Below are 12,431 nucleotides of genomic sequence, written 5' to 3'. Positions count from 1 at the left end.
AGTAGGTTAATACCCATCTTATGCCGTATTCATCTACAAAGGTGATTACTGTTTAAAGAACGATTCCCCCTAGGATGTCGCTCCCGCTAATTTGAGCGCTACTTTCGGCGTGATCGTTATTTTCGACTTGGCAAAAGCCGCAGCCCAATCGTTTTGTACGGTTTTCCATGCTGAATATTGATAAGCCCTTACATATAGCCCAAAGCCGAAAGGATCCACCTCATTTTTCTGACATTTCGCGACTAAATCTGCAAACTCTTGTTGAAGCTCAGCAGCGATCGCTTCTTCCAATTGCTTTTGTTGTTTGGCAATGTCGAGTTTAAAGTTGCGAGAGGTTAGATCGATAGCCATTTTCAAATCAACGTCAAATGCAAACCCTGTTTGATCATCTAGCCTTGATTTAATTTTCATCTTGATTTTCTTTACGTTTATGGTAATCACATGATCGGGAGAAACAGATGGATCTAGCGTTTCGGCGACAGGGATGGATAGCGAGATGTCTCCTTTAGCTTCCTTTTGCAGAATCAACAATAATGAGCTCTCTTGCAAACCGACTGCGGTGGCGTACGATCCATCGTCATGCAGCAATCCTGTACCTGTAACGCGGATCTGCTCTTTCTCCATCTTCACGTTGGAAATTGAAGGCGTTGTGCCCTTCTCTTCCATTTGCCAAGATAAATTCTGCAGTGTGGTTGATGTGGTAATTGTTCGATGATTGGCGGTATCGATTAACTTCCTCATATGCAGAGAAAGTCGAGGTTTATCTCTCGGTTTACTGTCGAAGATATCAACTATCGGCCCGTCTACGAGGATCATGCGCGAAGTTACGGTTGATTTGGGATCACGAATTAATACATCGAGTAACTGAAACCAATCCTCCCTTTGTTGAAGCAGACGCTTACCAAGTAGAATCGTTTGAATTTTGCCTCCAATGGTCAGCCCTGTCGCAATCGAGTCGAATTTCGTACGCGATTCACGTATGGAAGTTACCTTGACTCCAATGGACTCTGATTTTTCCTTCGCCTCCTTAAAAAATACAGGGCTTTGCTGAAATATGATTAAATTATTGTTCTCATCCAAATCCAGGCCCAACATCAGAGTTAGCGAAGAATCCTCTAAAGCCATTTGGTCGTAGCACCCCGTAGTCATCAAAAGACATACAACGATAACTAGCCCCGTAACTACGCGTTTCATAGCGAAGCCCCCTTTCGAAGCCTTCTGAATAGGGATGTGTACAGCCACAAAAACCAAGGAAATATAAATGCAAAGATGATCCCTGCTTCTCCTGACCACTCTTGAAACTTCTGCCCATTGCTATATCCCGGAGCATAGAAAAAGGAAGCCATTAGCAACATTAGGACATAGATCCTTACATAAGGACGATGGTCTTGTTTGCCGAAAATCAGGCTGGAACCCAGTGAGGCATAATACAAAGCAAAGATCCAAACTCTTGAAAGAATAAAGAGATAGCCCACAATCCATATCACTTCAAATCGCTCCATAAAACGAAATTCAATCGTTTTTAATAACCGAAGCGGAGGCCAATTATAATGCGTGATACCATCTGGCGGAAAATAAACAAAACATACGAGCACCGCCATGACATATATGAACAAAGTCAATGCATTGGCAATAAAGACTCCCTTCATCGCTTTCTCTTTGTTTTTCAAAAACGGATACAAAATAAAAAGGGTTTCGAATCCCTGAAAGGAAAGTGAGGTTGACTTCCCCCCTTGAAGGATAGGCATCCATCCCTCTTTTATAATGGGTAACAAATTTAGCCAAACACTTTCTTTCAAGGCATACATAAACAAAGGCAGCAACCATAAAGAGCCCCAGAACGTTAATTCCGCATATCTAGCTAGGACACGAAGATGGTTTTTAGCAATCGTATAAATCGGGATGCAAACTGCAAGCGCGAGTAAGTAATTTGGTGTCTTCGGAAGTAGCGTTTGCTTAACGACGGAAAGTGCTGCGAAGGTACTTGAAAAAAAAGCCAATAGAAAATAACCAACCAGCAAGAGGTTTAATAGCAGGCCCAACCATTTTCCAAAATACCTCGGAAGCAAGTCATACAGCGTATCCTCCGGATGGTGCTTCATGATTTGAATGATAACGACACTTATGATGACTGTAATCGCCCAGCCGATAAAAATCGAAATCCACCCATCCGTTCCAGCAATCTTGGCCAAATCCGCAGGTAAGGTTAGGATGCCAACGCCTAATTGCGCACCATGAATCATGAAAATAAACTGCATCAGCGTAATGTCGTTCAATGCATACCTTTTCATTCACCATCACCTTTGGGTGGATTTGACGCTTGTCGTTTTAATTGCGTAGGCCTTGCGCTAGTAGGACGCTTATCCAATTTCCAAAGCGGGAAACGGATGAACGCATCTTTCCAATCTGCAAAACGGACAGGACTAAAGGGACTAAAATACGGTGTCCCCAACGATTCCAGTGCGATTAGGTGCCCGATGAGCACCATCGTGCCAATCCCAACGCCCATAAGCCCGAAAAATGATGCCGACAGCATCATCGGAAACCGAATTAAGCGAACGGTCGCGGACATATCACTATTTGGAATAATATAAGATGATAGACCCGTCAGAGAAACGACGATAACCATAATATTACTAACAATCCCAGCCTGAACCGTCGCCTGACCGATAACAATGGCTCCTAATATACCGACGGTTTGACCAATCGGAGATGGCAGACGAATACCCGCTTCTTTCAACATTTCCAAAGTGAACTCCATGATCAAGGCCTCCAGAAGTGGCGAAAAGGGAACGCTAGCCCTAGATTCCCCAACAGACAGCAGCAGCTGTAATGGAATGACTTCGATGTTAAAGGAAATGACGGAGATATAAATAGCAGGTAATAAAATGGCCACAAAGAAGGCGCTGTAGCGCAGTATTCGCATGAACGTACCGACTTGCCATCCCATCGAATAGTCATCGATATTTTGAAAAAAGTTCACGAATGAAGCTGGTCCCATCAGGACGCCCGGTGACCCGTCGAGCACAACTGCGATTCTTCCTTCGAGAACATGCAACGCTACAACATCAGGCCTCTCCGATGTGAGAAATTGCGGAAATGGTGAATAAGGATTGTCCTCAATCAACTCCTCTAATTCCCCTACGCCGATGACAGAATCAATGTGTAATCGCCCGATTCGATCTTCGAATTCTTGAAGAACTTCTGGTTCTGTAACATCTTCCAAATAGATCAGACTAGCTTTTACCTTTCCCCTCTGACCTACCTCGATCTCTCTCACTTTTAATTCCGGGTTCGGAATGAGCGTTCTAATTATGGCAACATTAGTGCTTCCCTTTTCAATAAAGCCTTGATGCGCACCTTTAATCGACATTTCTGATTTGGGATCTTGAATATCCCTTTGTGGCAATTTGCTCGTATTTAGTACTTCTACGGTTACTTTGCCTTCCTCAAAAATCACGCTTTTGCCTAGTAGAATAGCTTGTTTAACTGCAAACCAATCATCTGCCTGCGTCACGTTGCCAATCGTGATGAGCTGTCTGATCGGCGTATTCCCTACTCCCTCGTGCATCAACGGATGGAGTACGTTGTTATGAATCATATCTCGATCAGATAGCAGATCCAAATAGACGAGGATAGCTGATGTTCCCGAAGACTTGATCTGAAATTCACGAACGATGAGCTCAGGGATTTCATTTTGCATATGCTGAAGCCTTGTGTGCGTGTCTGCGTAATCAGCTTGAATTGGTATCTTTTCTTGCGGATTGGAACCCATTGTGATCCCTACTTTTTTCACTATTACTCAGTAGCATGTGATATAAATTGAATTTTATTCCAAAAGAGGCTAAATCGTTTCAACAAAAAAGTGACCGCTCCCTAGTAATGAATGGGAATTGGTCACTTCATATTAGTCTTGCCGATTCTTAATGCCATATCCAATTTTCTTAAGGAGCTCAATAAGTTCAAGTTTCTCCTCATCCGTCACAAAGGACAAATTGTCCGAGATCGTCTGAACGTGCTTAGGGAATATCGTGTCAAAATAGGTTTGTCCTTCAACGGTCATAGTCACATTCGTTTTGCGTCGATCACCGGGGATTGGAAGCCGTTCCACGTACCCTTTCTTCTCCAGCTTATCTACTACATAGGTAATACTCCCGCTTGGGATGGAGAAAGTTTCACTTATTTTTTGGATAGATTGTGGACCTTTATTGTATAGAAACTCGAGGATTCTAAAGGTTTCCATACTGAGTCCATAGCTCTCAATGTCTCCTTCTAAGCTTCCGTACAGGGCGTTTACCATGTTTCTAAGTACTCTTGTAAGTCTTAAGTCAAGCTCTTTTCCTTCTGTATCACGTTCAGTCATGTTCGACCACCTTACGTTCAATATCCTAAAATTATTATATCTATTTATAAAAAATATAGTAATAAATGATGCTTCAGTCAATAGAGAGCTTGAACTAACGCCGCTTCCGGCGAACGCACCGTCCTGGGGACGATGAAGTGGACAAAGTGAATGTCGAAAGCAAAGGAGCTAAGCGAGAAAATCACTTAGCTCCTTTGTTATCTCTAACCGATTAGGGGCAGCCTCTTTTCATGCTCAACTCGGAATCCCTTCCGCTTCCTCCCATTTCGCTACCTCTTCCCGAACTCGCGGTGCGACTTCCGTTCCTAATAGTTCAATGGCTCTCATAACATCCTCATGCGGCATTGTACCGACAGGTAGATGTAAGAAAAATCGTGAGAAACCTAAATGTTTTCTCATATGAATCATCTTATTGGCAACCGTTTCCGCATCGCCTACGTAGAGTGCGCCTTCTAAGCTGCATGCAGCGTCAAAGCTTGAACGACTATAATGTCCCCACCCACGTTCTTTACCAAAATAATTAAATGATGCCTGTGTAGGTGGGAAATACTTTTCGGTTGCAAGCGAGGTACTGTCCGCAACGAACCCCAGTGAGTGCACGGCTATTTTTAATTTCGAGACATCGTGTCCTGCGCGAGCAGCAGCTTTCTTATAAAGTGGTACTAAGGGAGCAAATTGCATAGGACTTCCGCCAATGATGGCCAAAACAAGTGGAAGCCCGAGTACCCCTGCTCGTATGACGGATTCTGAATTCCCCCCACTACCAAGCCATACAGGTAACTGGTTCTGAACAGGACGCGGATACACACCTAGATTCGTAAAGGCTGGTCGATGTCCACCCCTCCAAGATACGATCTCCGAGTCCCTTAGTTTTAACAATAATTCCAGTTTCTCCTCGAAGAGTTCATCGTAATCTTTTAAATCATAACCAAACAATGGAAACGCATCGACCATAGAGCCTCGACCCGCGATAATCTCCGCACGTCCATTTGAAATACCATCGAGCGTGGCGAATTGCTGAAACAATCGCACTGGATCAGCAGCCGAGAGCACAGTAACGGAACTGGTTAAACGTATCCTTTTGGTCATAGGTGCCGCTGCTGCCAGAATAACAGCAGTAGCAGAATCCCCAAACTCCTTTCGATGATGCTCCCCAACCCCAAATACATCCAACCCAACCTGATCGGCAAGGACGATTTCTTCCACAACCTGCCGTAACCTCTGCGCATGACTGATCGTCTCACCCGTATTAACATCCGGGGTTGTTTCTACAAACGTATCTACGCCAATTTCCATGTTCAATCACCCTGCCCTTTATATGAAATAATACTATAATTAGATATCCTAATATTATTTAATATAATTATATTGTTTCGGTGTGTCAACATGGAAAAGTTGACATAGACTTCTATACCTTTATTTCCTGATACCCAATTGCGTAATATTCACTTTAACATTCAACGTAACGTTCATCGTTGGATATTCTTGTTTCCATACCTCTTCATTCCAATTTCGCTCTTTACTTCTAACGAAATCACCTAATCCGAGGGGGTCGATCCCTTCTTTTTTAAATAGCTGTATGAGATCCATGCCATTTGTCATAAGATCCTTTTCGAAAAGGTCTATTATTCTCTCTTGCTCTTGGATGGTTAATGGATTCCCTTTTGAATCAATTATTTCACTATTTACATTAAGATTTATCGTCACTTTTGGACTTTCGGAATCTTTCCCTATTCGATATTTCACTTTTGAACCGACATTTTTCACTGCAATATAAGAACCATTGTCCAGCTGTGCTTCTAGCGTGCCGTACTTCGTATCTTCATGAAGAAGCTTCATCACTCGCATCTGCTTTTCGTTCAGAGACATGACATATTTGTCATCCTTAAATAAAGCTAAGCCGGTAATCATAACTTGATTATTTTGCACAAAAAGAATCGGCAAAAATGGGTCCATGCCTTGGCCTATATAAGAATACTCGAAATCGTGAAGGTTTTGCCTTGGGACAAACCCGTTCCGCACGTTCGTATCGAGCAAATTGAACAAAAACTTCCCTTTTTCCTCATTCAAACAGAAATTCGATTTCAAAATATCCTTTGCTTTTCCATCTACGATAGCCAAATACATCCTTCGTGAAGCTACTGCGTCACGCAAAAACACATCCAGTTCATCTACCATTCCGTTTGCCGCTAACTCTTTTCCAATTAATATGACCGAAAGACTTCCTGGTTTAATAGGTCGGTTTAATTGCATATCCATTAATTCTGCGATGTTCCTAGTGGTATGGCCAACCTTTGAGTATAAAATATTAGTCACGGAACTGGGTTTACCGGCTTGATACTTAGGCGCGGCTATCGTAAATTCGATTTGATCGTTCGGAGCTTCATCTAATGCGCTGACAAAAGTAATGGTAATTTTCTCTAATGTATGTTGCGATACGCACCCCGTTAACAAGAAACAGATGAGCAACAATAAGAAAAAAGCTCGATTCATACTGTTCTTCTCACTTTCATTCTAACAAGGTCAACGATGTACAAAAATGGAATGTACGCAAAAATCATGTAAAATCCGATTTCGGATAACATGGTTTGAACAGCTTCAATACGAGCACGATCTGGAATCAGACATACAGCGGTAAAGACCAAAATCAATAATAGCGGCAGCGCTGTCAATTGTTTCACACTAAACATGAATTTACACATTCGGCTCGATATCCAAAGACAGAAGCATAGAATAGGAATGACCCATACGATCTGTGCAGCTGCGCCGATATATTCAAAACGTTCAATAAATGGAAAATGTATAAATTTATATTTGGTTAATTGCGGCCATATTTCCTTTGACAATTGTTCAGGCTTGAACATTAATATTGCAAAGAAAATGATTAAAAGATACGAAATGGTTGAGATTAAGTTAGCCCAATGAGCCCACTTTTGTGATTTTTTTGGAGTTTCGATGAACGTGTAACAGAATAATAACGTCTCCACACCTAAAAAAGGAAATGTCATTTCTTTTCCTGCCTTGACAATATCGGTAACCGAATGATTCAAAACTGGCGTTAAATTATTGAAATGAAAATAAGCAACTGGAAAAAACAAAGCCAATATGGTTACATAACGGACCAAGCTAAACATACAAATACCAACGATAACTCGAAAACCTCCAACCACGATGTAATAAACAAGTAGTAGCAAAACTAATGCCAATGGCCATGTCTCTAAGTCTGGAAATAGCCATACTTGTATTATTTCTATAAACTGCCGTATTAGGAAGCTTGCAACGAGCAGGAAATAAATGATGAAGCTGAAATTAAGAACCCCGCCTGCCAATTTCCCGAAAAATTGTTGATGAATATGGACAAGATCCGTCTCGTTATGGTTGAGAATTTGATAGATCATCCAAATAACGATATGGAAAATGATCCCCCAAAGGACGACTGAGATCCACGTATCTTGTCCAGCTATTTGAATCGGTTTGATCGACATTGAAAGATACTCGGGTCCGAATTGCATCGAATGAATCAACACGAATACAAGGAAAGGCGAAATAGTTAAACTCGGATTTTCTGTTGATTTCATCTTTGTCTCCCCCCAAGGTGATTCATTCATCTATGTCTTTTTTAGAGCTTGCGTTTTTCCTGTTGAATCTTTTAGGTTTTCTTGATCTTAAGAACGTAAATCTATGATCAAATTTAGAGTATGGTGGACGAATTAAGGTATCAAATAAGTCGGCAGTGCGAAAAGGATAAAAAGGAACCAGATAAGGCATGCCAAGCGACGTTAATCGCAACAGATGTGCAACCATCGCTAAGATACAGATGAAAATACCTAGCAACCCCCATAATTGTGCAGCGAAAATAAATGGAAAACGAAGAATTCGTATGGTTGCGCTCATTCGAAAAATAGGTGTAGTGAAAGAGGCCAAAGCCGACAAAGCCACTATGATCAATAAAAAATTGCTTGTAAGCGCAGCTTCAACCGCTGCCGTACCAAGCACAATACCTCCAACAATACCAATGGTTTGTCCGATTTTCGTTGGCAATCTAGCGCCAGCTTCCCGCAATAATTCAATGACAAGCTCCATAATGAGAACTTCCACGATAGGAGGAAAAGGCACATTAATTCTGGAAGAAATAATCGTAGGCAAAAAAACGGATGAAATACTTTGACCATGATAGGTGATAACGGCAACATACAGTGGTGACGCAAATACGGAAAACAATACGGAGAACATGCGAATCAGCCTCAGTATGGAGGCAATAATCCAAGGCAGATAATAATCTTCATAGGTAATAAAAAATTGCCAGAGGTTGACCGGTGCAAAAAACGCAGTCGGTGATCCATCCTTCAAAACACATACTTGACCTGAGGATACAGCCCAGGCCACATAATCGGGTCTTTCGGTCCCGATTGTCTGTGGAAAGATCGAGTTGGAATTATCTTCGATCATTTGTTGAAGCAACGTAGTATCCGTAATTTGATCGAACTGTACATCCTCTATGCGTTGAATGCATGTATTTACATATTGTTCGTTCGTTAATCCTTCTATGTAAACGATCGCAACTCTCGACTTCGAAATACTCCCTGTCGTGAGCTCTTTGATACGTAACTCAGGATAAGGAACTCGCTTGCGAATCAAGTTAAGATTGACGTCCAAGGATTCCACAAAGGATTCTTTTGGCCCTTCTACGGTGAATTCGGTTTCAGGTATCGATACGTTGCGCCCCATTAAGGCAGCGGCATTGACCAAAATACATTGATGGCTTGTAAGGCCATATTGAATAGCCACATATCCCCGATAAATTTTGCTTTGAATGAGCTCCCAATTGGTGGATATTTCTTTCTCCGGTACAGGGATCACTTGGTACAAATCCTCGAAAGTGATATCCGAATTGTTGCTCAAACTACCTAGGATATGCCATTGCAGTACTTCTGCCTCTGTTAGTGATTTAAAATAACCGATGAACAAAGGAATAGCGTTCATTTTATGTTCATAGCATACGAAATCGGCTGAATCACTGAGCTCCTTCCATAATGGAGGGACTGCATCCACTTCTAATCACTCTTTTCTAATCATAATTTCTAGTTAATTGTGTCTCTTCAAGCGAATATTTATTCAGAAGCCGCGCATGAAAAAAGGAGCCCCGTTAATCCGGTTCTCCTTAATTCTCATACTATATTGCTTTCGCTGAGCAGATCGCAAACAGTTCCGTTAAACTTGAAATCGTGTACGTACTTTGTATGTCCGGCGGGCTTTTCTGCGACTTTCTATTGATCCAACAACTATCAATGCCCGACTGCAGACCGCCTTTGATATCTGTATTTAGTGAATCCCCAATGATAAGTGCTTCTTGTCTATTAAAATTCGGAATGTGATCTATGACGTAATCAAAAAATTTAATAGATGGTTTTTGATAACCTATACTTTGCGAATCAAAGATGTCTTCAAAATAATCATACAGACCCGACTGCTTCATTCTCTTGATTTGCGTACGGGTGATCCCATTCGTAACCACGAACAATCGATGGGTTGCAGATAAACGCTGACAGACCTCCATAGCTCCTTCAATCAATATCTGCTCTCCATCTCCCAGTAGTTCTCTATAGATGTTTTCCCACTCAGTGCCGTCTACGACCTTGCCAAGCTTTAACATCGTTTCCGAAAATCTCGAGTTCAGAACAACGTCAAGTGTAATCGTTCCATTTTCGTAATCAGCCCATAATTGTTTATTAACAGCATTATAGAGTTGAAATATCTCGTCCGAGAACGAATAAGCATACTGCTGAAATAATTTGGTCAATGATTCCGCTTCATTCGTACCGAAATCTAGCAGTGTATCATCGAGATCAAATAGAAGTATTTTGTAACTCATTTTTTACTGACTGCTGGCTGGTAATTCCCAGGGATCATGCCTGTAGAAATCGCGATTCGGTTCCAACAGTTGATACCATTAATCGCCATGATTAAATCAACAAACTGTTCTTCGTCGAAATGTCTGCGGACTTGTTCATATAATTCCTCCGGCACACCACCGTCAGAAATCTTGGTAACTGCTTCCGTTAAAGCGAGTGCGGCACGTTCCGATGGGGTATAAAATGGTGCTTCTCGCCATGCGTTTAGCAAATATAAACGTTGTTCAGTTTCCCCCATCGCCCGCGTATCCTTCGTGTGCATATCAATACAAAAGGCGCAGCCATTAATTTGAGAAGCACGAATTTTAATTAGCTCCCACAGTTTATGATCTATGCCGCTATTCTTCACATACCCTTCCAATTTCAAAAGTGTTTGCAAAGACTCCGGGCGTACTTTCGTATAATCTAATCTTAATTCCATTTGGCATTACTCCTTTAATTTGAATTTTATTCGTCGACAACATCTATCGTCGATTAACTACATCTACAATATAACTCTTCCATTCTGTGTAGTCAACAATCATCCAAATGGCATTTTTGGGCACATGAACCACCCCGACTTCTATTTGACAAGGTTTATAAATCTATCTAATATGTAAAATATCAACTTTTGCATTTAGAAAGCAGGTGTTTGCATGCAGTACAGTATTGGCGTTGAGTATGCACTGCATTGCTTAGTATATTTGATCGATATTCCGCCCGATTCCACCATTGGTATTAAAGAGCTCTCTTCCTTTCAAGGGGTTTCAGAAACGTATTTATCGAAGATTTTCGGCAAATTATCGAAACACGGTATTGTTAGCTCAGTTCCTGGCGTAAAAGGCGGTTATAAGTTAGCCAAGCCACCTGCGGATATCTCATTTTGGGATGTCGTTGAAGCCGTTGAAGGCGCCTCTCCCATTTTTCAATGTAAAAACATCAAAGATAACAGCTATCTTTGTCGTGACGAAGAAACTGCCGCATGTACCAAAGCAACTCCCTGTGTGATTAATTTAACGATGCGTGAGGCCGAGGAAAGCATGCGGAATATGCTGCGGAACAAGTCGTTAATCTGGCTTAATGAAGAGCTAGACCGTGTGTTAACACCTAAGACGCGCCAAGAAACTCGCGACTTTTTTGCCAATAGTATTAGCATTTAATATCGTTAGATCCATGGAAAAAACAGCCTTAGCCCGGTGGAATGCCGCGGCTAAGGCTGTTTAACGTTTCAGAACCTTGCAGATAATATAATTATACTTGACTTGTTGAGCGGTTTAACCAATCCTCGAAACGAGTCGAGGCGATGATCGCTTGGCCTTTAGGGACGAGCGAATGATCTTTATCGTCGATCTCAACACCATAGTAACGTGCTTTGTCGTCTGTAACTACCTGTCTTGAGTCATTTTTTGCGGTCAGGAATTGACGAACGAGTTCGTCGAGACCTAGACGTTCTGGGCCAGCCAGATCAACGATACCGTTCACAGGCGCCTCAAGCGCGAAATCCACTAACGCGGCAGCAACATCATCTGAAACGATAGGCTGTATAGGGGCAGACGGCATACGAACGATTTGCCCTTCTGTGGAAAATTGTGCAATAGCTTCAACAAACTCGAAGAACTGTGTTGCCCGAACGATTGTGTAGGGAACTTCGGAAGCTTTAATCAATTCTTCTTGTGCCATCTTTGCTCGGAAATAGCCACTCTCAAGCAGGCCATCCGTACCAACGACCGACAACGCAATGTGATGTTTCACGCCAGCAGCAGCTTCAGCTTCGAGGAGATTTCGAGTAGAAGTTTTAAAGAAGTCTAGAACTGCTTGGTCCTCCCACGAAGGAGCGTTCGTAACATCTACGACAACTTGTGCCCCACTTACTGCTTCAGCCAATCCCTCTCCCGTAACTGAGTTGACGCCAAGGGAAGGTGATGCTGCCACAACCTCATGACCTTTCTCACGAAGGTTATTTACTAGTTTTTTTCCAATAAGTCCACTACCGCCAATAACGACAATTTTCATATAAATCCTCCTAGTTTAGAGCCCCTTATCACATGCAGGCTGTTATTGTTTTTTACTAACACTGATAAGACAATCGGCAGATTCAAAGTGTGACATCGTTCAGCCGTTTTTATTTTTCCTATAATCTACATCAATACATACATGGCATTAAGACAAATCCTAAA

General features: G+C 41.9%; 12 protein-coding genes. 1 reads left to right on the top strand and 11 read right to left on the bottom strand.

Features of this window, described 5'->3' with window-relative positions; all coding sequences use genetic code 11:
- Nucleotides 1-69 precede the first annotated feature (69 nt).
- From AC58UX_RS20075 to AC58UX_RS20030, 10 genes are all read right to left on the bottom strand, one after another.
- Nucleotides 70-1,194: a Ger(x)C family spore germination protein gene (locus AC58UX_RS20075; RefSeq protein ID WP_497255886.1), complete on the bottom strand. Its 1,125-nt coding sequence runs from the start codon at nt 1,192-1,194 to the stop codon at nt 70-72.
- Nucleotides 1,191-2,291: a GerAB/ArcD/ProY family transporter gene (locus AC58UX_RS20070; RefSeq protein ID WP_497255884.1), complete on the bottom strand. Its 1,101-nt coding sequence runs from the start codon at nt 2,289-2,291 to the stop codon at nt 1,191-1,193. Before AC58UX_RS20070 ends, AC58UX_RS20075 begins: the two co-directional genes overlap by 4 nt.
- Nucleotides 2,288-3,796, bottom strand: a complete 1,509-nt coding sequence (locus AC58UX_RS20065) for a spore germination protein (RefSeq protein WP_497255882.1) — start codon at nt 3,794-3,796, stop codon at nt 2,288-2,290. The genes AC58UX_RS20070 and AC58UX_RS20065 overlap by 4 nt, the downstream gene beginning before the upstream one ends.
- Nucleotides 3,797-3,907: 111 nt before the next feature.
- Nucleotides 3,908-4,363, bottom strand: a complete 456-nt coding sequence (locus AC58UX_RS20060) for a MarR family winged helix-turn-helix transcriptional regulator (RefSeq protein WP_497255880.1) — start codon at nt 4,361-4,363, stop codon at nt 3,908-3,910.
- A gap of 234 nt (nt 4,364-4,597) precedes the next feature.
- Entirely contained in the window at nt 4,598-5,659 is a 1,062-nt protein-coding gene (locus AC58UX_RS20055) for an LLM class flavin-dependent oxidoreductase (RefSeq protein ID WP_497255878.1), read from the bottom strand.
- Nucleotides 5,660-5,779: 120 nt separating this feature from the next.
- A complete protein-coding gene (locus tag AC58UX_RS20050; protein WP_497255876.1) occupies nt 5,780-6,856 on the bottom strand; it encodes a Ger(x)C family spore germination protein in 1,077 nt (358 codons plus the stop codon).
- Nucleotides 6,853-7,941: a GerAB/ArcD/ProY family transporter gene (locus AC58UX_RS20045; RefSeq protein ID WP_497255874.1), complete on the bottom strand. Its 1,089-nt coding sequence runs from the start codon at nt 7,939-7,941 to the stop codon at nt 6,853-6,855. The genes AC58UX_RS20050 and AC58UX_RS20045 overlap by 4 nt, the downstream gene beginning before the upstream one ends.
- Before the next feature lie 22 nt (nt 7,942-7,963).
- Entirely contained in the window at nt 7,964-9,415 is a 1,452-nt protein-coding gene (locus tag AC58UX_RS20040) for a spore germination protein (protein ID WP_497255872.1), read from the bottom strand.
- Nucleotides 9,416-9,536: 121 nt separating this feature from the next.
- Entirely contained in the window at nt 9,537-10,235 is a 699-nt protein-coding gene (locus AC58UX_RS20035; protein ID WP_497255870.1) for a YjjG family noncanonical pyrimidine nucleotidase, read from the bottom strand.
- Nucleotides 10,232-10,696, bottom strand: coding sequence for a carboxymuconolactone decarboxylase family protein (locus AC58UX_RS20030; RefSeq protein ID WP_497255868.1), 465 nt, complete (start codon nt 10,694-10,696; stop codon nt 10,232-10,234). Before AC58UX_RS20030 ends, AC58UX_RS20035 begins: the two co-directional genes overlap by 4 nt.
- 214 nt (nt 10,697-10,910) lie before the next feature.
- Between AC58UX_RS20030 and AC58UX_RS20025 the strand changes: the two genes are divergently transcribed.
- Nucleotides 10,911-11,414, top strand: a complete 504-nt coding sequence (locus tag AC58UX_RS20025) for an RrF2 family transcriptional regulator (protein WP_497255866.1) — start codon at nt 10,911-10,913, stop codon at nt 11,412-11,414.
- A 91-nt stretch (nt 11,415-11,505) separates the two neighbouring features.
- On the opposite strand, the gene AC58UX_RS20020 is transcribed toward AC58UX_RS20025, so the two are convergent.
- Nucleotides 11,506-12,267 (bottom strand): SDR family oxidoreductase, encoded by a 762-nt coding sequence (locus AC58UX_RS20020; RefSeq protein ID WP_497255864.1) that lies wholly within the window; start codon nt 12,265-12,267, stop codon nt 11,506-11,508.
- Nucleotides 12,268-12,431: the final 164 nt, after the last annotated feature.

This window comes from Paenibacillus sp. J22P90, assembly GCF_059692195.1.
This window is presented reverse-complemented; position numbering and strand designations above follow the sequence as displayed.

Excerpts from the sequence above, each read along its gene's own strand:
- AC58UX_RS20060 (WP_497255880.1), bottom strand. The coding sequence starts at position 4,363 with ATGACTGAACGTGATACAGAAGGAAAAGAGCTTGACTTAAGACTTACA.
- AC58UX_RS20025 (WP_497255866.1), top strand. The coding sequence starts at position 10,911 with ATGCAGTACAGTATTGGCGTTGAGTATGCACTGCATTGCTTAGTATAT.
- AC58UX_RS20020 (WP_497255864.1), bottom strand. The coding sequence starts at position 12,267 with ATGAAAATTGTCGTTATTGGCGGTAGTGGACTTATTGGAAAAAAACTA.
- AC58UX_RS20035 (WP_497255870.1), bottom strand. The coding sequence starts at position 10,235 with ATGAGTTACAAAATACTTCTATTTGATCTCGATGATACACTGCTAGAT.
- AC58UX_RS20050 (WP_497255876.1), bottom strand. The coding sequence starts at position 6,856 with ATGAATCGAGCTTTTTTCTTATTGTTGCTCATCTGTTTCTTGTTAACG.
- AC58UX_RS20055 (WP_497255878.1), bottom strand. The coding sequence starts at position 5,659 with ATGGAAATTGGCGTAGATACGTTTGTAGAAACAACCCCGGATGTTAAT.
- AC58UX_RS20045 (WP_497255874.1), bottom strand. The coding sequence starts at position 7,941 with ATGAAATCAACAGAAAATCCGAGTTTAACTATTTCGCCTTTCCTTGTA.
- AC58UX_RS20030 (WP_497255868.1), bottom strand. The coding sequence starts at position 10,696 with ATGGAATTAAGATTAGATTATACGAAAGTACGCCCGGAGTCTTTGCAA.
- AC58UX_RS20075 (WP_497255886.1), bottom strand. The coding sequence starts at position 1,194 with ATGAAACGCGTAGTTACGGGGCTAGTTATCGTTGTATGTCTTTTGATG.
- AC58UX_RS20070 (WP_497255884.1), bottom strand. The coding sequence starts at position 2,291 with ATGAAAAGGTATGCATTGAACGACATTACGCTGATGCAGTTTATTTTC.